This is a genomic window from Streptomyces sp. NPDC017943, assembly GCF_044328425.1.
GTDB lineage: Bacteria > Actinomycetota > Actinomycetes > Streptomycetales > Streptomycetaceae > Streptomyces > Streptomyces djakartensis_A.
The window spans coordinates 529,001-551,744 of the sequence record NZ_JBIRHH010000005.1; the positions used below are offsets into that span (position 1 = coordinate 529,001).

The window sequence follows — 22,744 nt, forward strand, 5'->3', positions numbered from 1 at the left end:
CGCCGCTCACAGGCTCAGGCGGGGCTTCGGGGCGTCCGTGCGGCCCGTCCGGGGAGGGCGGCTGCCCGCGCGGTAGGGCGCCGGCCACACCGCCGCCTCGCCCGTGTAGCCCTGTTCGGCCGCGGCGTGCAGGGTCCAGTGCGGGTCGTACAGATGGGGCCGGGCCAGGGCGCACAGGTCGGTGCGGCCCGCCAGGATCAGGGAGTTGACGTCGTCCCAGGAGGAGATGGCGCCCACGGCGATCACGGGCACGCCGGTGGCGTGGCGGATCCGGTCGGCGAACGGCGTCTGGTACGAGCGTCCGAAGTCGGGCCGTTCGTCGGCCACGACCTGGCCCGTGGAGACGTCGACGGCGTCGGCGCCGTGCGCGGCGAAGGCCCGGGCGATCTCGACGGCCTCCTCGGCCGTGGTGCCGCCCTCCGCCCAGTCGGTCGCGGAGATGCGCACCGTCATGGGCCGCTCCCCCGGCCACACCGCGCGCACCGCGTCGAAGACCTCCAGCGGGAAGCGCAGCCGCCTGTCCGGTGAGCCGCCGTAGGCGTCGGTGCGGCGGTTGGTGAGCGGGGAGAGGAACCCGGAGAGCAGATAGCCGTGCGCGCAGTGCAGTTCGAGCAGGTCGAACCCGGCCCGGGCGGCCCGGCAGGCGGCGGCCGCGAACTGCTCGCGGAGGTCCGTGAGCTGGGCCCGCGACAGCTCCCGCGGGGTCCGTCCGTCCGGCTTGTAGGGCAGCGCGGAGGCGGCCACGAGCGGCCAGTTGCCGTCGTCGAGCGGCTCGTCCATGCCCTCCCACATGCGTTTCGTGGAGCCCTTGCGGCCGCTGTGGCCGAGCTGCACGCCGATGGCGGTGCCCGGTGCCTGCTCGTGCACGAAGTTCGTGATCCGCTTCCACGCCTCGGCCTGCCGGCCGGTGTACAGGCCGGCGCAGCCGGGCGTGATGCGGCCCTCCTCGCTGACGCACACCATCTCCGTCATCACCAGCCCCGCCCCGCCCAGCGCCCGGGCGCCCAGGTGGACCAGGTGGAAGTCGCCGGGGACGCCGTCGGTGGCCGAGTACATGTCCATCGGCGAGACGACGACCCGGTTGCGCAGGGTCAGGCCGCGCAGCCGGAACGGGGTGAACATCGGGGGCGTGCCGGGCGGGCAGCCGAACTCGCGCTCCACCGCCTCCGTGAAGCGGGCGTCCCGCAGCCGCAGGTTGCCGTGGGTGACGCGGCGGCTGCGGGTGAGCAGGTTGAAGGCGAACTGGTGCGGCGGCTGGTCGAGGTAGAGGGAGAGGTTCTCGAACCATTCCAGGCTGGCCCGGGCGGCACGCTGGGTGGAGGCGACGACGGGGCGCCGCTCCGCCTCGTACGCGGTGAGGGCCTCGGGCAGCGTGTCGTGCTCGCTCAGGCAGGCGGCCAGGGCGAGGGCGTCCTCGACGGCGAGCTTGGTGCCGGAGCCGATGGAGAAGTGGGCCGTGTGGGCGGCGTCGCCCAGGAGGACGACGTTGCCATGCGACCAGTGGTCGTTGACGACCGTGCGGAACGTGGTCCACGCCGAGTTGTTCGACTTCAGGGGGCGGCCGTCCAGGGCGTCGGCGAAGATCTTGGCGCAGCGTTCGACGGACTCGTCCCGGCCGAGCTCGTCGAGGCCGGCCGCCTGCCAGACCTCCTCGCGCATCTCGATGATCACCGTCGAGGCGTGCGGGGAGTAGGGGTAGCCGTGCAGCTGCATCACGCCGTGCTCGGTCTCGGCGATCTCGAAGCGGAAGGAGTCGAAGGCGAAGTCGGCGGCGAGCCAGATGTAGCGGCAGCGGTGGGGGGTGATCCGCGGCCGGAAGACGTCCGCGTGCCGCTCGCGCGTGGCGCTGTGGACGCCGTCGGCCGCGACGACCAGGTCGTGGGTCCGCGCGAGGTCCTGCGGGGCCTCGGTGGAGAAGCGCAGGCGCACGCCGAGGTCGCGGCAGCGGGCGTGCAGGATCTCCAGCAGGCGCCGGCGGCCCAGTGCGGCGAATCCGTGTCCGCCGGAGGTGTGGCGGGTGCCGCGGTGGACGATGTCGATGTCGTCCCAGCGGACGAAGTCCCTGCGCAGGGCCTCGTAGACCTCCGGGTCGGCGTGCTCGATGCCGCCGAGGGTCTCGTCGGAGAGGACGACGCCGAAGCCGAAGGTGGTGTCCGCGGCGTTGCGTTCCCAGACGGTGATCTCGCGCGACGGGTCCAGGCGCTTGAGGAGGGCGGCGGCGTAGAGACCGCCGGGGCCGCCGCCGACGACCGCCACGCGCCGGGCCCGGCCGGGGCCCGGGTGCGGGTGCCGCTCGTCCGCGGCCCGTCGCGCGGTTCCGCGCGTCCCGGAGGGCGTGCCCGTCACCGTCCGCTCCATTTGGGAGGGCGCTTCTCGGTGAACGCCGCGTGGAACTCGGCGTAGTCCGCGCCGTTCATCAGGAGCGCCTGGGTCGACGCGTCCAGTTCCACCGACGCCGCCAGGGGCATGTCCAGCTCCGCCGTCAGCAGCGCCTTGGTCTGGGCGTACGCCAGGGCGGGGCCCTGTGCCAGGCGCTGGGCGAGCTGCCCGGCTGCCTCGTCGGCCCGGCCCTCCTCCGTCAGCTCGCTGATCAGGCCGATGCGCTCCGCCTCGGTGGCGCGGACCGGGTCGCCGAGCATGAGCAGCCGGGTGGCGTGGCCCAGCCCGACGACGCGGGGCAGCAGGTAGGCCGCGCCCATGTCGCCGCCGGACAGGCCGACGCGGGTGAAGAGGAAGGCGAAGCGGGCGGTGGGGTCGGCGATCCGGAAGTCGCAGGCCAGGGCCAGCACCGCACCGGCGCCGGCCGCCACGCCGTGCAGGGCGGCGATCACCGGGAAGGGGCACTCGCGGATCGCGCGGACCACCTGCCCGGTCATCCGGTTGAAGTCCAGGAGCTGGGCGGTGTCCATGGCCAGGGTGGCGCCGATGATCTCGTCGACGTCGCCGCCGGAGCAGAAGCCGCGGCCCTCACCGGCCAGCGTCAGCGCCCGCACGGACCGCTCCCGGGACAGCTCGGCGAGCAGGTCGCGCAGGTCGGCGTATGCGCCGAAGGTGAGCGCGTTGAGTTTCTCGGGGCGGGCGAGCGTGACGGTGGCGACGCCGTCGGAGACCTCGACGCGCAGATGCTCCCAGCGCGGGGTGCGGGCGGCGGAGCCGGTGAAGGGACTCATGACGTGCGGCCTCCTCGGGCGGGCACTGCCTCACTGAGCTCTACCCCCCGAAGCTATCACTCATTCGTGACTGCCGTCAGGAGTACGCGATACGCCGCAGGGGCAGGAACGGAGTGAGGGGCCCGGACGCGACCCGGGCCGGTTACATCCGTCACAGGTCGTCCACACCGGCGTAACGGCGGGAGCGGCGGTGCGCAACGCCGCCTTCACCTGGGTAGGCCGTCCGGCGAGGGGGCGACGGCGCCTCCTCGCGGTGCCCCTCGGACGTCCTCCGGAGGCGGCGCCGTACCATTCATCAGGTTGAAAGCAGGATGTCCTGCTCCATGAACGGACCCGCCTTGTACGAACTCCCCTCAGCCCCCGCCTCCTGGCGCGTCGCGCTGCCGCACACCGCCGCCGCGGTGCCCGTGGCCCGCGCCCTGGTCCGCACGGCGCTGGCCGAGCTGGAGCACGGGGCGGACTGCGACACCGCGGAGCTGCTCACGGCCGAGCTGGTGGCGAACGCCGTGGAGCACACCACCGGCGAGAAGCCGATAGAGCTGGTCGTGGAGCTGATGCCGTCGGGCTGCCGGGTCGAGGTGCACGACACCGACCCGGCCCCGCCCGGCGATCTCACCCGCCCGGCCGGCGGACCGCCCGACCCCTGGCAGGAGCACGGGCGCGGACTGCTCCTGATCCGCGCCCTGAGCTCCTCCTGCGGGCACCGGCCGACCGAGTCGGGCAAGGCGGTCTGGTTCAGACTGCCTGCGGTACCCGCTCCTCGGCGTCCGGCGCAGTGACGCGGGCCAGCCGGGAGTTGCGGCGCCCGTAGAGCAGGTACAGGGCCGCCCCGACCGCCAGGAACACGGCGAACTGGATCCAGGTCGTCACGCCCGTCTCGTACATCAGGTACAGGCAGAAGCCGACGCCGAGCAGCGGGGTGACGGGGTACAGCGGCACGCGGAAGGTGCGGTCGAGCTCCGGCTCGCGGCGGCGCAGGGCGATGACCGCGAGGTTGACCGCGGCCATGACGGCCAGAGTGCCGATGGTGCACAGGTTCACCACGGCGTCCAGCGGCGCGAAGGCGGCGGGCACGGCGAAGACGACGGCCACGATCAGCGTGCCGGCGACCGGTGTGGCGGTGCGCGGCGAGACCTTCTCGAAGACCCGCGGGACCAGTCCGTCGCGGGACATGGACAGCAGGATCCGGGTCTGGCCGTACATCACGGCGAGCACCACCGAGGCGATGGCGACGACCGCGCCGAAGGCGATCACACCGCCGCCGACCGTGGACCCGGTGACCTGGTTGACCACGTAGGAGAGGGCGGCGGGACGACCGCCGACGGCGTCGCCGCCGATGGCGCCGATCGCGGCGAGGGCGACCGCGCAGTACAGCAGCGTGACCAGGCCGATGCAGACGAGGATCGCCACCGGGATGTCCCGGCGCGGGTTCTTCGCCTCCTCGCCGGCCGTGGTGATCGCGTCGAAGCCGATGTACGAGAAGAAGGCGGCGGTGGTGCCCGCGCCGATGCCGGCCAGGCCCTCCGGCGAGAACGGCGTGAGGTTGCCGTCCTCGAAGGCGGTGAAGCCGATCGCGACGAAGGCCACGAGGACGGCCAGCTTCAGCACGGCCATCGCGGCCGTGGCCCGGGCGCTCTCGCGCACCCCGCGCACCAGCAGCACGGCCGCCATGGCGATGACGAGGACGGCCGGCAGGTTCACGACCCCGCCCTCGGCCGGACCCGCCGACAGCGCGGCGGGCAGGTGCAGCCCGACGAGGCTGTCGAGCAGCTCGTTGACGTACTGGCTCCACCCGACCGCCACCGCGGACACCGACACGCCGTACTCCAGCAGCAGGCACCAGCCGACGAGGAAGGCCGTGCCCTCGCCGAGCCCGGCGTAGGCGAAGGAGTACGAGGAGCCGGACACCGGGATCGCGCCGCCCAGTTCGGCGAAGGCGAACGCGGTGAAGACGCAGGTGATCGCCGCGAGGACGAAGGAGACGACGACGGCCGGACCGGCCTGGGCGACGGAGTCGGACAGACCGACGAAGATGCCGGTGCCGACGATGGCACCGACGCCGAAGCAGACGAGCTGGAAGAGGCCCATCGTGCGCTTGAGGCCGTGGCCTTCGCGGTCGGCGCCGGATTCGGCCACCAGCAGATGGGGCGACTTGTAGCGGGGCATGCGGGTGGTGCTCGTTTCTGGTGGTGCGGAGTGCGACGGGTGTGTCGCGCGGGCGGCCGCGGAGGAGGGGTGGTTCCGGGCCGCCGGTCAGCATAGGGCCTGTTCAGGCCAGCGTGGCCACCATGACCGCCTTGATGGTGTGCATCCGGTTCTCCGCCTCGTCGAAGACGACCGAGTGGGCGGACTCGAAGACCTCGTCGGAGACCTCAAGGTACTCCCGGCCGTGCGCGGCGTGGACGTCCCGGCCGACCTGGGTGCCCAGGTCGTGGAAGGCGGGCAGGCAGTGCAGGAACCTCACGTCCGGGTTGCCGGTGGCGCGCAGCACGTCCATGGTCACCGCGTACGGGGCGAGGGCGGCGATGCGCTCGGCCCAGACCTCCTTCGGCTCGCCCATGGAGACCCAGACGTCCGTGGCGACGAAGTCGGCACCGCGGACGCCCTCGTCCCGCGTCTCGGTGAGCGTGATGCGCGCCCCGCTGTGCTCGGCGAGCGCCCGGGCCCGCTCGACGACCTCCTCGGCGGGCCAGTAGGCCTTCGGCGCGACAAGGCGCACGTCCATGCCGAGCAGGGCGCCGGTGACCAGGTAGGAGTTGCCCATGTTGAAGCGGGCGTCGCCGAGGTAGGCGAGGGAGATCTCCGTGAGCGGCTTGGCGCAGTGCTCGGTCATGGTCAGCACGTCGGCGAGCATCTGGGTGGGGTGCCAGTCGTCGGTGAGCCCGTTGTAGACGGGCACCCCGGCGTACGCGGCCAGCTCCTCCACCTTCTGCTGGCTGTCGCCCCGGTACTCGATCGCGTCGTACATCCGCCCCAGCACCCGCGCGGTGTCCCTGACGGACTCCTTGTGCCCGATCTGGGAGCCGGAGGGGTCGAGGTAGGTGGTCGAGGCGCCCTGGTCGGCGGCCGCGACCTCGAACGCGCACCGGGTGCGCGTGGAGGTCTTCTCGAAGATCAGGGCGATGTTCCGGCCCCGCAGGTACCGGGTCTCCGCCCCGGCCCGCTTGGCGGCCTTCAGCTCCGCGGCCAGCTCGACCAGGGCGCGGAACTCCTCCCCCGTGAAGTCCAGCTCCTTGAGGAAGTGGCGGCCGGCGAGGGCGGTCGGGACAGTCGCCATGGGGGCGCTCCAGGGATACGGGGACACGGACGATTGGAATACTATACGAGAGTCAGCATGTCTATACGGCCGCAGTCGCTGGGAGCGCCCTGGAGCGCCTCGGGCCGCGCCTACACCGGGTCGCGCTCCACCGGGCAGCTCATGCAGCGCGGGCCGCCCCTGCCCCGCCCCAGCTCGCTGCCCGGGATCTCTATCACCTCGATGCCCTGCTTGCGCAGGTGGGTGTTGGTGGTGGCGTTGCGTTCGTAGGCGACGACGACCCCGGGCTCGACGGCCAGCACGTTGCAGCCGTCGTCCCACTGCTCGCGCTCGGCCGCATGGACGTCCTGGGTGGCGGTGAGCACCCGGATCTCGTTCAGGCCCAGCGCGGCGGCGATCGCCCGGTGCATGTGCTCCGGCGGGTGGTCGGTCACCTTCAGCTCCTTCTCCCCCACCCCCGGCTCGATGGTGTAGGAGCGGAGCATGCCCAGACCCGCGTACTGGGTGAAGGTGTCGCCGTCGACCATCGTCATCACGGTGTCGAGGTGCATGAACGCACGCCGCTTGGGCATGTCCAGCGCCACGATCGTCTCGGCGGAACCGGCGGCGAACAGCTTGTGCGCGAGCATCTCGACGGCCTGCGGGGTGGTGCGCTCGCTCATGCCGATGAGGACGGCCCCGTTGCCGATGACGAGCACGTCCCCGCCCTCGATGGTCGACGGGTAGTCGCTCTGCCCCTCGGACCACACGCGGAAGGACTCGTCGCGGAACAGCGGGTGGTGCCGGTAGATCGCCTCGAAGTGCACGGTCTCGCGCTGCCGGGCCGGCCAGCGCATGGCGTTGATGGACACGCCGTCGTAGATCCAGGCCGAGGTGTCGCGGGTGAACAGGTGGTTGGGCAGCGGGCCGATGAGGAAGTCGTCCAGTTCCATGACGTGGAAGCGCACGGAGGTCGGCTCCGGGTGCGCGTCCAGGAACTCACGCTTGGTCATGCCGCCGACCAGCACCTCGGCCAGTTCCCGGCCGGGCATGGCCTCGAAGGCGGCTCTGAGGTGGTCGGTGGCCAGCGGGCCGTACTCCTTCTCGTCGAAGACCCGGTCCAGGACGAGGGTCCGGGCCGCCGGGACCTCGAGCGTCTCGGCCAGCAGGTCGCCGAAGAGGTGGACGTCGACACCGCGGTCGCGCAGCACGTCGGCGAAACCGTCGTGCTCGGCGCGGGCCCGGCGCACCCACAGCACGTCGTCGAAGAGCAGCGAGGTCTTGTTGCTGGGGGTGAGCCTTTTGAGCTCCAGATCGGGCCGGTGCAGGATGACGCGGCGCAGCCGCCCGGCCTCGGAGTGGACGTGGTATGCCATGCCTCCATCCTGACCACGGAAGCCCGCCTTGACGCGCTCCTCGCGCGTTTCCGTCCCCGGTTGTTCGTTTCCGGGCAACGGCAAGGGGCCGACGGCACGGCTACTGCGACGACGGCGACGCCGGGCCGGGCACCTGCCTCGGTGCCCGGCCCGGCCGCCGTCACAGCCTCGGGTCCACCGGCTCGGACTCCAGGGCCAGCACCCCGAACACCGCCTCGTGCACCCGCCACAGCGGTTCGCCCCCGGCCAGACGGTCCAGGGCCTCCAGGCCCAGGGCGTACTCGCGGATCGCCAGGGACCGCTTGTGGTTGAGGAACCGCGAGCGCAGCCGCGCCAGGTTCTCCGGGCGCGTGTACTCCGGGCCGTAGATGATCCGCAGGTACTCGCGGCCGCGGCACTTGATGCCGGGCTGCACCAGCCGGCCCTGGCCGTCCCGGACCACCGCGCCCACGGGCTTGACGACCATGCCCTCGCCGCCGCGGCCGGTCATCTCCAGCCACCAGTCGACACCGGCCTGCACCGACACGGGGTCGGCGGTGTCGACGCAGAGCCGCCGGGTGGTCTGCAGCAGGCCGCTTGCGTCGTGCTCGACGAGCCGGTCGAGCAGGGCGAGCTGCTCGTCGTGCGGCAGCGCGGCCAGGCTCCGGCCCTGGACGGCGAGCAGCTGGAACGGGGCCAGGCGGACCCCGTCCAGACCGTCGGTGGTCCAGCAGTAGCGGCGGTAGGCCGCGGTGAACGCGGCGGCGTCGGCCGCCCGGTCACCGGTGCGCTCCAGCAGGCCGGAGACGTCCACGCCCCGGCCGGCCGCACCCCGCAGCGCGTCCAGCGCCCGCGGGAGCACCGCACCGGACGCGGCACCCACGGCCGCGTACTGCGAGCGCAGCAGCCCGGACGCCTTCAACGACCAGGGCATCAGCTCGGCGTCCAGCAGCAGCCAGTCCGTCTCCAGCTCGTCCCACAGCCCGGCCTCGCCGGCCGCCGCGCGCACCCGGCCGAGGATCTCCTCGGTGAGCGCCTCGTCGTCGAGGAAGGGACGGCCGGTCCGGGTGTAGAGCGACCCGGTGGGGCCCTCCACCCCGAAGCGCCGGCGGGCCGCCTCGGCGTCGCGGCACACCAGGACCACCGCGCGGGAGCCCATGTGCTTCTCCTCGCACACCACGCGCGCGACGCCGTCCTCCCGGTACTGGGCGAACGCCTCGGCCGGGTGCTCCAGGTAGCCCTCGACGCTGCTGGTGGCCGTCGGGGCCATCGTCGGCGGCAGGTACGGCAGCAGCCGCGGGTCCACCGCGAAACGGCTCATGACCTCCAGGGCTGCCGCCGCGTTCTCCTCGCGGATCGCGACGCGGCCCTGGTGCCGGGTCTCCACGACCCGGCGGCCCCGCACGTCGGCCAGGTCCAGCGGCCGGCCGTCCTGGCCGCCGGGCGCCTCGGTGCGCAGCGGCTTCGCCGGCTCGTACCAGACCCGCTCGGCGGGTACCTCGGCCAGTTCGCGCTCCGGCCAGCGCAGCGCGGTGAGCTTGCCGCCGAAGACGGCACCGGTGTCCAGGCAGATCGTGTTGTTGAGCCAGGTGGCCTCGGGGACGGGCGTGTGCCCGTAGACGACGGCCGCCCGGCCCCGGTAGTCCTCCGCCCACGGGTAGCGCACCGGCAGGCCGAACTCGTCGGTCTCCCCGGTGGTGTCGCCGTACAGCGCGTGGCTGCGGACCCGGCCGGAGGTGCGGCCGTGGTACTTCTCGGGCAGACCGGCGTGGCAGACCACGAGCCGGCCGCCGTCGAGGACGTAGTGGCTGACGAGGCCGTCGAGGAAGCGGCGCACCTCGGCGACGAACTCCTCGCTCTCGCCCGCCATCTGCTCGATGGTCTCCGCGAGCCCGTGCGTGTGCTGGACGTTGCGGCCGCGCAGGTAGCGGCCGTACTTGTTCTCGTGGTTGCCGGGCACGCACAGGGCGTTGCCGGACTTCACCATCGCCATCACGCGGCGCAGCACGCCCGGGCTGTCCGGGCCGCGGTCGACCAGGTCGCCGACGAAGACGGCCGTGCGGCCCTCGGGGTGCACCCCGTCGACGTAGCCCAGCTTGCCCAGCAGGGCCTCCAGTTCGGCGGAGCAGCCGTGGATGTCGCCGATGATGTCGAAGGGGCCGGTGAGGTGGGTCAGGTCGTTGAAGCGCTTCTCGGTGACGACGGTGGCCTGCTCGACCTCCTCGACACCGCGCAGCACGTGCACCTTGCGGAAGCCCTCGCGCTCCAGGTGGCGCAGGGAGCGCCGCAGTTCGCGGGTGTGGCGGTGGACGACCCGGCGGGGCATGTCGGCGCGGTCGGTGCGTGCCGCGTTGCGCTCGGCGCAGACCTCCTCGGGCACGTCGAGGACGATGGCGACGGGCAGCACGTCGTACTGCTTGGCCAGGTCGATCAACTGGCGGCGGGCGTCGGACTGCACGCTGGTCGCGTCCACGACCGTGCGGCGGCCGGCGGCCAGGCGCTTGCCGGCGATGTAGTGCAGGACGTCGAAGGCGTCCTTGGTGGCGCTCTGGTCGTTCTCGTCGTCGGAGACGAGACCGCGGCAGAAGTCGGAGGAGATCACCTCGGTGGGCTTGAAGTGCCTGCGGGCGAAGGTGGACTTGCCGGAGCCGGAGGCCCCGATCAGCACCACCAGGGACAGGTCGGTGACGGGCAGCACGCGCCCCTGCGTCTCGTCGGTCATGCCGCCTTCGCCTCCTTCGGGGTGGTCATCGTGAACACGGCCATCTGCGTGGGCGGCCCGACCTCGGGGTCGTCCGGGCCGACGGGGACGAACTCGACGCCGTAGCCGTGCCGTGCGGCCACCGCGTCCGCCCAGGCGCGGAACTCGGCGCGGGTCCACTCGAAGCGGTGGTCGCCGTGCCGGACGTGACCGGCCGGGAGGCTCTCCCAGCGGACGTTGTACTCGACGTTGGGGGTCGTCACCAGGACCGTGCGCGGCCGGGCCGAGCCGAACACGGAGTACTCCAGGGCGGGCAGCCGGGGCAGGTCCAGGTGCTCGATCACCTCGCTGAGCACGGCCGCGTCGTAGCCCTTGAGCCGGACGTCGGTGTAGGCGAGGGAGCCCTGGAACAGCGTGACGCGGGACGCCTGGCGCTCGCCCATGCGGTCCAGCTTCAGGCGGCGGGAGGCGATGGTGAGCGCGCGCATCGACACGTCGACGCCGACGATCTCGGTGAACGCCGGGTCCTTGAGGAGGGCCTGCACCAACTGGCCCTGGCCGCAGCCGAGGTCGAGCACCCGGGCGGCGCCGGACCGCCGCAGCGCGGTGACGATCGCCTCGCGGCGCTGCACCGCCAGCGGGGTCGGCTTCTCCTCCGTCTCGGTCTCCGCCGCGACCGCGTTGTCGATGTCCTCGACCTCGCTGTCGTCGGCCTCGGCCAGCCGCACCAGCTCCAGGCGCTCGGCCGCCGCACGGGTCAGCGACCAGCGGCGCGTCAGGTAGCGGCTGGTGATGAGCCTCTGCTGCGGGTGGCCGGGCAGCCAGCCCTCACCGGCGCGCAGCAGTTTGTCGACCTCGTCGGGGGCGACCCAGTAGTGCTTGGCGTCGTCGAGGACCGGCAGCAGCACGTACAGGTGGCGCAGGGCCTCGGCGAGGGTGAGTGTGTCCGACTCCAGGACCAGACGCACGTACCGCGAGTCGCCCCACTCGGGGAACTCGCCGTCCAGCGGCACCGGTTCGGCCGCGACCCGCCAGCCCAGCGGCTCGAACAACCCGGCCACGAGAGCCGGGCCGCCGCGGGCGGGCAGGGCCGGCACCTCCACGCGCAGCGGCCTCACCTGCCCGGGCAGCTCCGGGCGGGCGTTGCAGACGCCCTTCATGGCGCTGGAGAAGACGCTGCTCAACGCGACGGCGAGCAGCGAGGAGGCCGCGTAGGGGCGGTCGTTGACGTACTGCGCGAGGGCCGCGTCCGGGGCGCCGCCGCGGCCCTTGCCCCTGCCCTTCCTGACGAGGGCCACCGTGTCGACCTCCAGCAGCAGGGCCGCCGTGCAGCGCCGGTCGTCCGCCTCGGGGTAGAGGACGTGGGCCGTGCCGTGGGAGGTGGAGAACGTCTGCGCCTTGTCGGGATGCTTGTGCAGCAGGTAGCCGAGGTCGGTCGCGGGGCGTTCGGGTGTGCCGGTGGTGGTGATCGTCAGGAACATGCGGAGGGCCTCTCCGGCCGGGTGGACGTCTGGGGTGCCGTGCACGGAGGAGCCCCCAGGAGTGGTGATCCTGGGGGCTCGGCAGGACGACGCCCACAGCTTCGCACACGCGTGCCCACCAGCGCCTTCGGTTATCCGGGCGGCCGGTGGGTCCCGGCGGGCCCCGGCGGGCCCCGGCCTGTTGCGGGCCGGTCAGGACAGCTGCGACTGCACCTGCGCGGAGATCAGCTCCAGATGGTCCAGGTCGTGCAGGTCGAGGACCTGGAGGTAGATACGGCTCGATCCGGCCTCGGCGTAGCGGCCGATCTTGTCGACGACCTCGGCCGGGGAGCCCGCCAGGCCGTTGAGCTTCAGCTCGTCGACCTCGCGGCCGATCGCCGCGGCCCGCCGGGCGACCTCCTGGTCGTCCCGTCCGACGCAGACGACCAGGGCGTTGGAGTAGGTCAGGGCGTCACCGCCGCGGCCTGCCTCCTCGGCGGCGGCGCGGACGCGGGCGAACTGGCGCTCGCTGTCCTCGACGGAGGCGAAGGGCATGTTGAACTCGTCGGCGTACCGCGCGGCGAGCCGGGGGGTGCGGGTCGGGCCGTGGCCGCCCACGAGCACGGGGATCTTGCGCTGTGCGGGCTTGGGCAGCGCGGGGGACTCCGTCAGGTCGTAGTACGTGCCGTGGAAGTCGAAGGTCTTGCCGGCCTCCGTCGCCCACAGGCCGGTGACGATCGCCAGCTGCTCCTCGAGACGGGCGAACTTCTCCCTGGGGAACGGGATGCCGTACGCCTTGTGCTCCTCCTCGAACCAGCCCGCGCCGAGGCCGAGTTCGATGCGGCCGCCGGACATCTGGTCGACCTGGGCCACCTGGATCGCCAGCACGCCGGGCAGCCGGAAGGTGCCGGCAGTCATCAGGGTGCCGAGACGAATGCGCTTGGTCTCGCGGGCGAGTCCGGCCAGGGTGATCCAGGCGTCGGTGGGGCCGGGCAGGCCGTCGACGTTGCCCATGCGCAGGTAGTGGTCGGAACGGAAGAAGGCGTCGAAGCCGAGGTCCTCGGTGGCCTTGGCGACGGCGAGCAGCGTGTCATAGGTGGCCCCCTGCTGGGGCTCGGTGAAGATGCGCAGGTCCATACCTCCATCCTGCACGCCGGGGTGGGCGATCTCGCGGCCGGACCCTCACCCGGGCGGTCCCCGGTCGGGTGAAATTACGTCCATACCGCGGCCCGTGCCCGGTCCGGCCAGTGACCGGCCCCGCCGAAGATCGTTGGCTCGGGCGGAGCCGAGCACCCGGCTTCCGCACCGGCCGGTGAGCGCCGGGGCGTCAACGTGTCGGCCTCCGGCTGGGGGCCAGGGGCCGGGGAGGCCGTCATGTCCGAGGGAACCGTGCCGCAGCCGAAGGGGCTGTTGCAGCAGATGGAGGAGCTGATGGCGGCGCTGGACGCGGACCTGTCGGCGCTCGACGCGGACCTCCAGTCGGCGGGTGGGGCGGACCGCGGACCGCAGGTCCGCGGGACGGACCACGCGACGGCGCAGGAGGGCGGGCAGGCGTAGGCGCTGGGCCCGGGGCACGCTGAGGATTGAGGCGTGCCGCCCCGTTGGGCACTCGGCCTGCCCGGGGTGCGCCGCGAGCAGGAACCTGCGCCGCGGCTCCGCGGGGTCACGGGCCGCGCCGCGCCAGACCCCAGGCTTCGCGCCGCGAGCAGCCCCACACGCGGCTGCGCCGCATCCACGACACCGGCCACACCCGTCCCGGGCCCACCGAGGGCCCAGGCGTGCCCGCAGCCGGGCACGGGGCATGCGCCCGGGGGGGGTGCACCGCGAACAGGAACCTCCGCCGGTGCTCCGCGACGCGAGGGGCCCCGCCGCGCAGGACCCCGAGCTTCGCGCCGCGAGCGACCACACCCGCTGCGCCGCACCCTTGACACGGGCCCCACGTGTCCCGGGCCCACCGAGGGCCCAGGCGTGCCCGCAGCCGGGCACGGGGCATGCGCCCGGGGGGGGTGCACCGCGAACAGGAACCTCCGCCGGTGCTCCGCGACGCGAGGGGCCCCGCCGCGCAGGACCCCGAGCTTCGCGCCGCGAGCGACCACACCCGCTGCGCCGCACCCTTGACACGGGCCCCACGTGTCCCGGGCCCACCGAGGGCCCAGGCGTGCCCGGGGGTGCGCCGCGAGCAGGAACCCCTGCCGGGGCTCCGTGGCGCACGGGACCCAGCTGCACCCCCGGGCCCGGGCCGTCCCGTCTGCGCCAGCGCTCCTTGCGCGATCTGCCTCGTCTCCTCCCCGGAGAGGGCCCCGTTCGAGGGCTAGCCCGCTTCCCTCTCCGGGAGGGCCTGTTCGCGGTCGGCGAGTCTGCGGAGCATTTCCAGGACGCGGTCGCGGGACTCGTCCGCCGCGTCGATGGCCTCCATGCACTGCCAGTACGTGCCCTCGTCGTCCGCGGCGCAGGCCAGGGCGACCAGCGCGATGCCGACCTCGCCGAGGAGACCGCCCAGGTACATCAGCGTGTGGCGGGCGTCGCCCAACTCCGTGAGCTGGCCCGCCCGCAGCTCGCCGGGGGCCAGCTCGGGCGTGTCCAGAACACCGCAGCCGCGGCCCGCCAGCTCCGTCAACCCCAGGGCTTCGCCGCGCAGTTCGGGCGGTCCGGCGACCGCGAGGCGGCTGCCGATCGCCTGCGCGAGGGCCTGCGCCTGCCACACCTCGGCCAGGATCTCCCGGACCTCGCCGCCCGCGGCCAGGGACCGTTTGCTCGTCACGATGAGCCGCACCGCTTCCATGCGCTGCCCCCGTCTGTCCCGACGCGCCGCGCGCGTCCGCTGCCCGAACTCCCTTGTTCACTACCCAGAGTGAGGTGCCCTGAGACGAAAAGCCAGAGGAAGACGGAAATTAACGGACAACAATTCAGATTCGGACCGCCGTTCAACTACGCAGAGTACAAACGGACTGCGCGACTCCTGTCGTTCACCCGGGCGTCACTCGACCGGGAACCTCCGTTCGTTGCGGTCGATCTTCGCGGCCAGCGCTGCCAGCGGGTCGACTCCGAGCACCTCGCACAGCTGCAACAGGTACGCGAGCACGTCGGCGACCTCGTCCCTCACGCGGTGCGCGGTGTCCGGGTCGTCCATGACCCGGGCCGACTCCTCGGGGGTCGACCACTGGAAGATCTCGACCAGTTCGGACGCCTCGACGCTCAGCGCGGAGACCAGGTTCTTCGGCGTGTGGTACGGCTGCCAGTTGCGCGCTGCGGCGAATTCGGCCAGGCGGCGCTGGAGGGCCGCCAGGTCCGGGCGTTCGTCGTGCGGGGCGGGGGACGGATCAGTCACGGTCCAGGTCTACCACCGTCACGCCCTCCGTCCCCGCGGCCCACGAGGCGTCGCTGACCGCCCCGACGAGCCTGATGTGCCCCCGCTCGCACATCCGCACCGCCAGCTCCAGCAGTTCCCGCCGCTGCCGCGGGTCCAGCCCCCGGTCGAAACCGTCGGCCAGGACGGTGAGCGTCTGCAGCGCCGCGGGCACCTCGCCGGCCGGGTCGACCTCCAGGACTCCGGGGCCGGTGAGCAGGACCAGCGCCAGGGCGAGGTAGCGGAGCTCGCCGTGCCCGAGCCGGGCGAGGTCCGTGCGCACGCCGGCGCCGCGGTCCAGCAGGGCGCGGACCGAGGCGAGATCGTCCGAGCGGGCGGAGGGAACCGCCCGGGGCACGGCGGTGAGCGTGCCGGTGGAGTGCCCGGCGTGGACGGGAGCCGACCGCTCGGCGCACACGTCCTCCACCGGCCCGGCGCAGCCGACCCGTACCGCCGCCACGAACAGCGCGTGCCGGCGGCCGCACTCGGTCCGGGTGCGCCACAGGACATCGGCGAGGTTGGCGCAGTCGCCGAGGAGCCTGCCGGAACCGGCCGGGACCCGCCCGCGCATGCGGGAGGGCTCGGGGTCGCAGGAGTAGGCGGAGCGCAGGGCGACGACCATCTGCTCGGCGGCGGCGAGCACCCGCCGCTGCCCGGGGGTCCGGCCCGCCACGCGCAGCGGGAGCAGCGCGGTGCCGAGCCGGTCGTCGGGCAGCGGGCCGCGGGTCACCGGGGCCGGCCCCGCCGTGTGCCAGGCGGCCTGCACGGTGCGTTTGCGCGGGTCGCGCAGGGCGGTCTCCAGCAGCACCGTCCCGTCCGCCGACAGCCGTTCGCCCACGATGCGCAGGTCCGGTTCGGCCTGCACGGCGAGGTCGAGACGCACGGGGCCGGCCGGGCCGTCGGCCGTGCAGCCGATGCGGAAGCCGCGCCGGTGCTGGGCGTCCGGCCGGGCCCCTTCGGGCACGCAGGCGGCCGGATCCGGGAACACCTCGCCCAGTTCGGCGCCGCCCCCGAGCCGGGCGAGCGCCTCGTACGCCCGGAGCGCGCTCGTCTTCCCCGCTCCGCTGCGGCCGGCGAGGAGGGTGAGCGGCCCGAGCGGGAACGCGGCACGGCGGTGGCCGGCGAAGGCGGCCAGGCGCAGCTCGGTGACACGGGGGCGGTGGGGAAGCGGGGGGTGGGTCATGCCCGGACGGTAGGGCCGCGGGAGCGGGCCGAACCGTTCCGTCTCCGGCCGGTTCCTACGAACGGGCGACCCGCCGGGGGCGGGAGCCGCCGGGGCTCACGCCTCGGGGACGCCGATGCCCTCCATCAGTCCCGTCACCTCGGTCCCGGCGGGCGTCAGCAGGAACACGTTGCGGTCGACGCGGTGCATCCCGCTCGCCAGGCCGAAGACCACCCCGGTGCTGAAGTCCAGCACCCGCTTGGCGACGTCCGTCTCGGCGCTGGTGAGGTCGAGCAGGACCGGCACGCCCGCCATCAGCGTCTCGGCGACGTCGCGGGCGTCGGCGAAGACGTTCACCCGCAGCACGACGAAGCGGCGCCGGGCCTCCGTCATGGCCTCGGGCACCGAGCGGTGGCCGACGGAGGAGGGCCAGGCGTCCCTTCCTCGCAGCGGCACGACCTGGGCGAGCCCCTCCCACTGTTCGTCGGTGACATCGTGGCTGTTCACCGGCATGCTCCGTCCTGGCTGGCACTCGCTGTCTGCATCGGCCAATTGTTGCGCACCGTCACCCGTTCGGCCCAATGCGACACGCTCCGCGATGTCAATGCGGCGCGCAACGGGTTTTCGGGAGCACCCCCGCGGCCTCGCCCGGGCGCTGTCATCTACACGGCCGTAGAATCCGGGAACACCGGGGCGGCGGCAGACGTTGAACCGGAGACAGACCGCACTTAAGGAGCACGTTCTTGTCCGCCAGACCGACGGACCCTCCGGGGCACAGTCCCCGACCATCCCGCCACGGCATCACTGATCGCGGCACACGGCGGGGTGGTGTTCGATGAGTGCCGCCGACGCCCTGCTGGGCCTGCTCGCCGTGTTCGTGCTGACCGCCGGCACCGGCTACTTCGTGGCCCAGGAGTTCGCCTACGTCTCCGCCGACCGGCTCACCCTGGCCCGTGAGGCCGAGGCCGGCGACCGCCGGGCCGCCCGCGCCCTGAAGGTGCTGGAGCGGCTGTCGTTCATGCTGTCGGGCGCGCAGCTCGGCATCACCGTCACCGGACTGGTCGTCGGCTTCATCGCCGAGCCGTCGGTGTCCGCCCTGCTCCGGCCCGCCCTGTCCGGCCTCGGCCTGCCCGACGCCGCCGTCGGCGGCGTCTCCGTGGTGCTCGCGTTCGTGCTGGCCACCGTCGTGCAGATGGTGCTGGGCGAGCTGGCCCCGAAGAACCTCGCGATCGCCGTGCCCGAGCGGCTGGCGAAGGCGCTGGCGCCTTCCACGCTGGGCTACCTCAAGGTGGTCGGCCCCCTCGTCCACGTCTTCGACTCCGCGGCGAACAAGCTGCTGCGCAGGGTGGGCATCGAGCCGGTGGAGGAGCTGCACCACGGCGCCACGCTGGAGGAGCTGGGCCACCTGATCGGCGAGTCGCACGAGCAGGGCGCGCTGCCCAAGGACACGGCCGCGCTGCTGGACCACGCCCTGGAGTTCTCCGAGCGCACCCTGGACGAGGTGATGGTGCCGCGCGCCGACGCCGTCTTCGTCCGCCGGGACGCCGTCGCCGGTGAGGCCATCGGCCTGATCGCCCGGCACGGCCACTCCAACTACCCGGTCCTCGGCGACCACCCGGACGACGTCTCCGGCGTGCTGGGCGTGCGCGAGCTGATGGCCCTGCCCGCCTCCCGCGTCGACGGCGCGACGGCGGGCGAGCTGGCCCGGCGGCCGCTGCTGCTGCCCGACACCCTGGCCCTGCCCGACGCGGTCGCACGGATGCGGGAGCACGACGACGAGTTCGCCGTCGTCCTGGACGAGCACGGCGGCGTCGCCGGCATCGTCACCTACGAGGACATCGCCGAGGAGCTGGTCGGCGACATCGCCGACGAGTCGGACACGGTCACGGCGGTCGCCGTCGCCGACGGCGACGGCTGGCTGGTGGACGCCGGCCGCCGGCTCGACGAGGTGGCCGAGGCCACCGGCGTCCGGCTGCCGGAGGACGACGACTACGACACCGTGGCCGGTCTGGTCGTGGACCGGCTCGGCCGCTTCCCGACCGTGGGCGACCGGGTCACGGCCGAACTGCCCGGCGGCGGGAGCGCGCTGATCGAGGTGCGCACGCTGGACCGGCACGTGGCCGACCGGGTGCGGATCGGTCCGCCGGCGGCGGCGGAGGAAGCCGCGGAAGCCGAGGAGATGGCGTGAGTTTCCCGATGGCGGTCTTCGTGACCGTGCTGCTGCTGATCGGCAGCGGCTTCTTCGTGGCGGCCGAGTTCGCACTGGTCGCCGCCAAGCGGCACCGCATGGAGAAGGCGGCGGCCGAGGGCCGGCGCGGCGCCGGGGCGGCCCTGGCCGGGATGCGGGAGCTGTCGCTGATGCTGGCCGGTGCCCAATTGGGCATCACCGTGTGCACGCTCGGCCTGGGCTCGGTGTCCAAGCCCGCGATCTCCCACGAGCTCGACCCGCTGCTGCACGCCCTGGGCCTGCCCAGCGCGGTCAGCTACGGCGTGGCCTTCGCCGTCGCCATGATCGTCGTGGTGTTCCTGCACATGGTGGTCGGCGAGATGGCGCCCAAGTCCTGGGCCATCGCCCACCCCGAGCGCTCCGCCATGCTGCTCTCCCCGCCGTTCCGTGCGGTGGTGCGGGCCGTGCGCCCGCTGATCCGGCTGCTGAACCGGGTGAGCAACGGCCTGGTACAGCTGTGCCGGGTCGCCCCGCGCGACGAACTGGCCCCGGTCCACGACCGGGAGCAGTTGACGCACCTCGTGGAGGAGTCCGAGCGGCTGGGCCTGATCAGCACGACCGATTCGGAGCTGCTGACCCGCTCCCTGACCGAGCCGGAGACGCCGGTGGCGGCGCTGCGCGTCCCGGCCGCCGACATCACCTGGGTCGAGGGCGGCGCGGACGTCGAGGCGCTGCTGCGGCTGGCCGCCGAGCACGACCGGACACGGCTGCTGGTGCGGGAGCGGGGTGCGGTCCTGGGGTCCGTGCACGCCCGGGACGCCCTGGTCGCCCGGGCCCGGGGCCGCGCCACGTCCGCGCGGGAACTGGCCCGGCCGGTTCCGGAGCTGACCGAGGCCACCACGGTCGCCGACGCCATCGAGGTGCTGCGCCGCCGCCGGGCCTCCCTGGCGGTGGTCCGGGACGACGCGGGCCGGCTGACCGGCCTGGTCACCCTGGACGACCTCCTGGCCCGCCTGATGCAGCCCGCCGCGGCGGCGTGACGCCGCGGCGGGCCGTTCCGCGAGGCGGCCCGCCCGATCGCCCCACCCGGGGCGCCGGGACCGTTCGGCGGACCGGGCCCCGGCGCCCGGATCTCCCGCGGATCTGCACACCGCCCGCCCGGGGGCGGCGGCCCGCCCGGGTCGCCGTCGCCCGGCACGCGCGGAGCGAAAATGCGGCACCGAATGGCCCGCTTCGTCATTCCGGGCGCAACCCTTCGGTGCGCCGCGGGCCGCCGGACTTCGTGAATGAGTGGGGTTTTCCTGTGACCCCGCGGTCACAGCGGTGAAAACCGTCGGGGATCGACACGTCGAACTGCCCGTCACCGACTGGCCGTTCCGCTTCGGCGGTGTTTTGATCCTGCGACATTCACGCGAAGGGAATTCCCATGCATCTCACCGACCCGGCCCACAGCATCGAGCTCCCCGACGCCGAGCTGGAGAACGTCTGCGGCGGCAACGCCGGCGTGGGCGCCTCCGCGAGCCTCGTCGGCGGTCTGTCCACCGGCCTGGTCACGCCGCTGACCGCCGGTGCCTGCGCCGACCTCCAGGCCGTGCTGACGCCGCAGGGCGCCGCGGCGGGCGCGCACACGGGCGGGCACACCACCTCGCTCTGAGCGACCGCGCGCAGAAGGCCCCGGGACGACTCCCGGGGCCTTCTGCGTGCCGGCAGGGCGAGCATCGCGCCGTACCCCTGTTGCAGCGGGTCACACATGTGGGGATTGTGCGAAACCCGTGACGGAAATCTGCACGGGACGGGGGTGGGTAAGGCGCCGGAAAGGCGTGTCGCAGACTTACCCGGTCCCTTCAGACCCCGCCCGACACAGCGATAGGAAAACACGGTGACGACCGACACGACCCGGATCGAAGAACTGCCGATCTACGAAAGCCTCATACGTGAACGCGGCGATGTCGTCGAGGAGGCCCGGGCGGTCTCCGAGGAGACCCAGCACCGGATGACCCAGGCGCTCGCCGGGCACCCCGTACCCGCGCAGGAGGAGCCCGCCGAGCACTGAGCCCGGGCCGTCACGCCTGCCGCCGTGCCGTGCGCAGGGCCAGCGGGGGGCGCGGGCTGTTCCTCCCGTCGCCGCTGGACCGGGCCGTCACCCGTCGAGCGGGTCGTGACCCCAGTTCATCAGCGAGTAACGCCACTTCGTGTCCCGCACGTCCCCGGAGGGGCGCTGGGCCAGGTGGCGGCGGACGTACCCGACGACCTTGCGCATGTGCTGGTAGTCGTCGTCCGTGAGGTCGCCCTTCCCGGCCCGCAGGATCTCCACGATCCGGCGCCCGGAGGCGTGCCCGGTGGACTCACCGCCGTCCTTGTGCTGACCGGCGCTCTGCGAGTCGTCGGACTCCAGCCACTTCTCCAGTTCGGCCGGTGACATGTTCACCAGCTCACGGAACTCTTTCCAGGTCTCCTCGCGCTGCCCGTCGTCCACGCCGCCTCACTTCTTCTTCTTGAGCGCGGACGGCTTGTGCACGGCGGTCCGGCCGGACTTGTCGCTGCGCACCTCGTACTGGGGGTCGTCGGGCGAGGCGTCGACGGTCCGGCCCGCCGCCTCCGTCCGTTCGGTGATCTTCCGCTCGACCTCGCCCTCGGCGGTGCTGCCGTGGCTGCTCCAGGTGACCTTGTCGCCCTTCTTCGGCCGGTCGCCTTCGCTGCGGTTCTTGGCCATGCCGGTTCTCCCTCGGGGTGACGTGCCGTCCCTCCAGCCTGCGGGTGCGCTCCGCACACCGCAGCTCGGCGGGCGTCAACCGGGTACCCGCGCAGGAGAGCCGCTCACGGCCGCTCCCTACGGCTCCTCCCACACCAGCGCCGTCAGCACCGCGCTCGCGACGGTGACCGGGACGGCGGCCTGGTTCAGCAGCCGCACCCGCATCCCGCGCCCGGAGGCCAGCCGCTTCGTCAGCGGCACGACGGCGAAGGTGCCGCCGACGGTCCCGACGATCTCGTGCAGGGGGTGGTCGGACCGCAGCTCGTCGCCCTGGTACTCCGACATGCGCGCCTGGACGACGGCGCCCGCCGGCAGGCCCTCCAGGTGCAGGCTGACGGTGCCCGTGAAGCGGGCGGGCCCCCGCACGAAGACGCTGCCGCCGGAGGCGTGGTCGCCGGACTCGTCGGCCCACTCGGTGGCGAACTCCACCGAGTCCCAGGCGCCGGGCCGCAGCGGGTACGGCCGGGTCACTCCGAGGTTGACGTACTCGGGCATGGGGTCCTCTCCTTTCCAGCGGCCCGCGGGCAGGGCCAGGGCGTCGGCGACGTCGCGCCGGAAGTCGGCCATGTCGAACCCGCGCGGATCGACCTTCCAGTCGCTCCACTCCAGATGGCCGATCGTGCTCTTGCGGCCCCAGCCGTGGGCGCGGCAGACCGCCGCGGTGGCCTTGACCATCGCGAGGTACTGGGCGGGCGGCCAGGGGTCCTTGCCGTCGCCCTTGTTCTCGCACTCCCAGCCGTAGAAGCGGGCGTTGCCGTCGACCGAGCCGGCGGATCCGTCGTGTTCGTGCGTGGCGGGCGGGTAGGTGCCGTACGACTCGCCGATGACGGCGTTCAGCACGTCGCGGTCGCCGCCCCCGGCGTGGTTGGCCCGGCCGTTGCCGGTCAGGTGGACCACGCCGTCCTTGGTGATGCAGCCGGTGGCGAGAGGGCCGGGCAGGGCGCTGTGGCCGCGGTAGATCAGGCCGACGACGTCCGTGCCCGGGCCGGTGACGGTGTGATGGATCATCACCCCGTGCACGGGCCCCCAAGGGCCCACGTGGTTGCGGTTGTTGGTGCGCCATCCGGCCACCTCGTGGACGGCGCAGCCCTCGGCCTTCAGCGCGGCGACGAGCCGGGCGGCGGTGAGCGGGGTGGCCATGACTGGGTCCTCCGTTCCGGCGTGGGGTACCGGTCTGAAGACGGTGCGAACACACCTGGGGAGCGCGTCGGCTGGGGGACGCGGTGGTCGACTTTCCTGTACATACGTGCGGTTGGGGGGAAACGTTGAACGGGCCGGGCGCCGTCTCACGGAGCCTGCGCGGTGCGGTCCCGTGCAGAGGCCCGGGATGCGGTTATTCCCGCGGCTCACCCCCCTGCTCACCTTCACCGGACCGCGACTGCGAATTCGGCGCGAA

General features: G+C 73.3%; 21 protein-coding genes. 6 read left to right on the forward strand and 15 right to left on the reverse strand.

Features of this window, described 5'->3' with window-relative positions:
* Window positions 1-6: 6 nt before the first annotated feature.
* Window positions 7-2,358, reverse strand: coding sequence for a bifunctional salicylyl-CoA 5-hydroxylase/oxidoreductase (locus ACH4C6_RS19270; protein WP_398109776.1), 2,352 nt, complete (start codon window positions 2,356-2,358; stop codon window positions 7-9).
* Window positions 2,343-3,170 (reverse strand): enoyl-CoA hydratase family protein, encoded by an 828-nt coding sequence (locus ACH4C6_RS19275; RefSeq protein WP_398109777.1) that lies wholly within the window; start codon window positions 3,168-3,170, stop codon window positions 2,343-2,345. Before ACH4C6_RS19275 ends, ACH4C6_RS19270 begins: the two co-directional genes overlap by 16 nt.
* 311 nt (window positions 3,171-3,481) lie before the next feature.
* Between ACH4C6_RS19275 and ACH4C6_RS19280 the strand changes: the two genes are divergently transcribed.
* A complete protein-coding gene (locus tag ACH4C6_RS19280; RefSeq protein WP_398109778.1) occupies window positions 3,482-3,949 on the forward strand; it encodes an ATP-binding protein in 468 nt (155 codons plus the stop codon).
* On the opposite strand, the gene ACH4C6_RS19285 is transcribed toward ACH4C6_RS19280, so the two are convergent.
* The 6 genes from ACH4C6_RS19285 to ACH4C6_RS19310 form a co-directional block, all read right to left on the reverse strand.
* Window positions 3,906-5,336, reverse strand: a complete 1,431-nt coding sequence (locus ACH4C6_RS19285; protein ID WP_398109779.1) for an amino acid permease — start codon at window positions 5,334-5,336, stop codon at window positions 3,906-3,908. The two genes, ACH4C6_RS19280 and ACH4C6_RS19285, sit on opposite strands and share 44 nt — an antisense overlap.
* 103 nt (window positions 5,337-5,439) lie before the next feature.
* The gene (gene argF / locus ACH4C6_RS19290; protein ID WP_398109780.1) at window positions 5,440-6,447 is read right to left on the reverse strand and encodes an ornithine carbamoyltransferase; all 1,008 of its coding nucleotides are present in this window, start codon (window positions 6,445-6,447) and stop codon (window positions 5,440-5,442) included.
* 110 nt (window positions 6,448-6,557) lie between these two features.
* Entirely contained in the window at window positions 6,558-7,781 is a 1,224-nt protein-coding gene (locus ACH4C6_RS19295; protein WP_398109781.1) for an arginine deiminase, read from the reverse strand.
* A 160-nt stretch (window positions 7,782-7,941) separates the two neighbouring features.
* The gene (locus ACH4C6_RS19300) at window positions 7,942-10,482 is read right to left on the reverse strand and encodes a polynucleotide kinase-phosphatase (protein WP_398109782.1); all 2,541 of its coding nucleotides are present in this window, start codon (window positions 10,480-10,482) and stop codon (window positions 7,942-7,944) included.
* A complete protein-coding gene (locus ACH4C6_RS19305) occupies window positions 10,479-11,942 on the reverse strand; it encodes a 3' terminal RNA ribose 2'-O-methyltransferase Hen1 (RefSeq protein WP_398109783.1) in 1,464 nt (487 codons plus the stop codon). The genes ACH4C6_RS19300 and ACH4C6_RS19305 overlap by 4 nt, the downstream gene beginning before the upstream one ends.
* A 192-nt stretch (window positions 11,943-12,134) precedes the next feature.
* On the reverse strand, window positions 12,135-13,058 hold the full coding sequence (locus tag ACH4C6_RS19310) for an LLM class F420-dependent oxidoreductase (RefSeq protein ID WP_398109784.1): 924 nt from the start codon (window positions 13,056-13,058) through the stop codon (window positions 12,135-12,137).
* A gap of 237 nt (window positions 13,059-13,295) precedes the next feature.
* On the opposite strand from ACH4C6_RS19310, the gene ACH4C6_RS19315 reads away from it, so the two are divergent.
* On the forward strand, window positions 13,296-13,478 hold the full coding sequence (locus ACH4C6_RS19315) for a hypothetical protein (protein WP_398109785.1): 183 nt from the start codon (window positions 13,296-13,298) through the stop codon (window positions 13,476-13,478).
* Between the two features lie 754 nt (window positions 13,479-14,232).
* Here ACH4C6_RS19315 and ACH4C6_RS19320 read toward each other — a convergent pair.
* The 4 genes from ACH4C6_RS19320 to ACH4C6_RS19335 form a co-directional block, all read right to left on the reverse strand.
* A complete protein-coding gene (locus ACH4C6_RS19320; protein ID WP_398109786.1) occupies window positions 14,233-14,703 on the reverse strand; it encodes a DUF6099 family protein in 471 nt (156 codons plus the stop codon).
* A gap of 195 nt (window positions 14,704-14,898) precedes the next feature.
* Window positions 14,899-15,249, reverse strand: a complete 351-nt coding sequence (locus tag ACH4C6_RS19325; RefSeq protein WP_398109787.1) for a nucleotide pyrophosphohydrolase — start codon at window positions 15,247-15,249, stop codon at window positions 14,899-14,901.
* The gene (locus ACH4C6_RS19330) at window positions 15,242-16,450 is read right to left on the reverse strand and encodes an ATP-binding protein (RefSeq protein WP_398109788.1); all 1,209 of its coding nucleotides are present in this window, start codon (window positions 16,448-16,450) and stop codon (window positions 15,242-15,244) included. The genes ACH4C6_RS19325 and ACH4C6_RS19330 overlap by 8 nt, the downstream gene beginning before the upstream one ends.
* Before the next feature lie 96 nt (window positions 16,451-16,546).
* Complete coding sequence (locus tag ACH4C6_RS19335) at window positions 16,547-16,942, reverse strand: cell division protein SepF (protein ID WP_398109789.1); 396 nt, start codon at window positions 16,940-16,942, stop codon at window positions 16,547-16,549.
* 322 nt (window positions 16,943-17,264) lie between these two features.
* Here ACH4C6_RS19335 and ACH4C6_RS19340 point away from each other — a divergent pair, with 322 nt between their 5' ends.
* The 4 genes from ACH4C6_RS19340 to ACH4C6_RS19355 all read left to right on the forward strand — a co-directional run bounded on the left by ACH4C6_RS19340 (window position 17,265) and on the right by ACH4C6_RS19355 (window position 20,649).
* Window positions 17,265-18,617 (forward strand): hemolysin family protein, encoded by a 1,353-nt coding sequence (locus ACH4C6_RS19340; RefSeq protein ID WP_398109790.1) that lies wholly within the window; start codon window positions 17,265-17,267, stop codon window positions 18,615-18,617.
* Window positions 18,614-19,636 carry a hemolysin family protein gene (locus ACH4C6_RS19345; protein WP_398109791.1) on the forward strand — a complete coding sequence of 341 codons (1,023 nt, stop codon included), beginning with the start codon at window positions 18,614-18,616 and terminating at the stop codon, window positions 19,634-19,636. The genes ACH4C6_RS19340 and ACH4C6_RS19345 overlap by 4 nt, the downstream gene beginning before the upstream one ends.
* A 386-nt stretch (window positions 19,637-20,022) precedes the next feature.
* On the forward strand, window positions 20,023-20,250 hold the full coding sequence (locus tag ACH4C6_RS19350; protein WP_398109792.1) for a hypothetical protein: 228 nt from the start codon (window positions 20,023-20,025) through the stop codon (window positions 20,248-20,250).
* A gap of 225 nt (window positions 20,251-20,475) precedes the next feature.
* Window positions 20,476-20,649 (forward strand): hypothetical protein, encoded by a 174-nt coding sequence (locus tag ACH4C6_RS19355; RefSeq protein ID WP_398109793.1) that lies wholly within the window; start codon window positions 20,476-20,478, stop codon window positions 20,647-20,649.
* Window positions 20,650-20,736: 87 nt separating this feature from the next.
* Here ACH4C6_RS19355 and ACH4C6_RS19360 read toward each other — a convergent pair whose 3' ends face one another.
* The 3 genes from ACH4C6_RS19360 to ACH4C6_RS19370 all read right to left on the reverse strand — a co-directional run bounded on the left by ACH4C6_RS19360 (window position 20,737) and on the right by ACH4C6_RS19370 (window position 22,488).
* Entirely contained in the window at window positions 20,737-21,072 is a 336-nt protein-coding gene (locus tag ACH4C6_RS19360) for a DUF3140 domain-containing protein (RefSeq protein WP_398109794.1), read from the reverse strand.
* Between the two features lie 6 nt (window positions 21,073-21,078).
* Complete coding sequence (locus ACH4C6_RS19365) at window positions 21,079-21,309, reverse strand: DUF2945 domain-containing protein (protein WP_398109795.1); 231 nt, start codon at window positions 21,307-21,309, stop codon at window positions 21,079-21,081.
* 117 nt (window positions 21,310-21,426) lie between these two features.
* Window positions 21,427-22,488: an N-acetylmuramoyl-L-alanine amidase gene (locus tag ACH4C6_RS19370; RefSeq protein ID WP_398109797.1), complete on the reverse strand. Its 1,062-nt coding sequence runs from the start codon at window positions 22,486-22,488 to the stop codon at window positions 21,427-21,429.
* Between the last annotated feature and the right edge of the window lie 256 nt (window positions 22,489-22,744).

Excerpts from the sequence above, each read along its gene's own strand:
- ACH4C6_RS19310 (WP_398109784.1), bottom strand. The coding sequence starts at position 13,058 with ATGGACCTGCGCATCTTCACCGAGCCCCAGCAGGGGGCCACCTATGAC.
- ACH4C6_RS19335 (WP_398109789.1), bottom strand. The coding sequence starts at position 16,942 with ATGCCGGTGAACAGCCACGATGTCACCGACGAACAGTGGGAGGGGCTC.
- ACH4C6_RS19280 (WP_398109778.1), top strand. The coding sequence starts at position 3,482 with ATGTCCTGCTCCATGAACGGACCCGCCTTGTACGAACTCCCCTCAGCC.
- ACH4C6_RS19275 (WP_398109777.1), bottom strand. The coding sequence starts at position 3,170 with ATGAGTCCCTTCACCGGCTCCGCCGCCCGCACCCCGCGCTGGGAGCAT.
- ACH4C6_RS19305 (WP_398109783.1), bottom strand. The coding sequence starts at position 11,942 with ATGTTCCTGACGATCACCACCACCGGCACACCCGAACGCCCCGCGACC.
- ACH4C6_RS19370 (WP_398109797.1), bottom strand. The coding sequence starts at position 22,488 with ATGGCCACCCCGCTCACCGCCGCCCGGCTCGTCGCCGCGCTGAAGGCC.
- ACH4C6_RS19270 (WP_398109776.1), bottom strand. The coding sequence starts at position 2,358 with ATGGAGCGGACGGTGACGGGCACGCCCTCCGGGACGCGCGGAACCGCG.
- ACH4C6_RS19300 (WP_398109782.1), bottom strand. The coding sequence starts at position 10,482 with ATGACCGACGAGACGCAGGGGCGCGTGCTGCCCGTCACCGACCTGTCC.
- ACH4C6_RS19285 (WP_398109779.1), bottom strand. The coding sequence starts at position 5,336 with ATGCCCCGCTACAAGTCGCCCCATCTGCTGGTGGCCGAATCCGGCGCC.
- ACH4C6_RS19320 (WP_398109786.1), bottom strand. The coding sequence starts at position 14,703 with ATGGAAGCGGTGCGGCTCATCGTGACGAGCAAACGGTCCCTGGCCGCG.
- ACH4C6_RS19330 (WP_398109788.1), bottom strand. The coding sequence starts at position 16,450 with ATGACCCACCCCCCGCTTCCCCACCGCCCCCGTGTCACCGAGCTGCGC.
- ACH4C6_RS19295 (WP_398109781.1), bottom strand. The coding sequence starts at position 7,781 with ATGGCATACCACGTCCACTCCGAGGCCGGGCGGCTGCGCCGCGTCATC.
- ACH4C6_RS19350 (WP_398109792.1), top strand. The coding sequence starts at position 20,023 with ATGCATCTCACCGACCCGGCCCACAGCATCGAGCTCCCCGACGCCGAG.
- argF (WP_398109780.1), bottom strand. The coding sequence starts at position 6,447 with ATGGCGACTGTCCCGACCGCCCTCGCCGGCCGCCACTTCCTCAAGGAG.
- ACH4C6_RS19315 (WP_398109785.1), top strand. The coding sequence starts at position 13,296 with ATGTCCGAGGGAACCGTGCCGCAGCCGAAGGGGCTGTTGCAGCAGATG.
- ACH4C6_RS19365 (WP_398109795.1), bottom strand. The coding sequence starts at position 21,309 with ATGGCCAAGAACCGCAGCGAAGGCGACCGGCCGAAGAAGGGCGACAAG.
- ACH4C6_RS19340 (WP_398109790.1), top strand. The coding sequence starts at position 17,265 with ATGAGTGCCGCCGACGCCCTGCTGGGCCTGCTCGCCGTGTTCGTGCTG.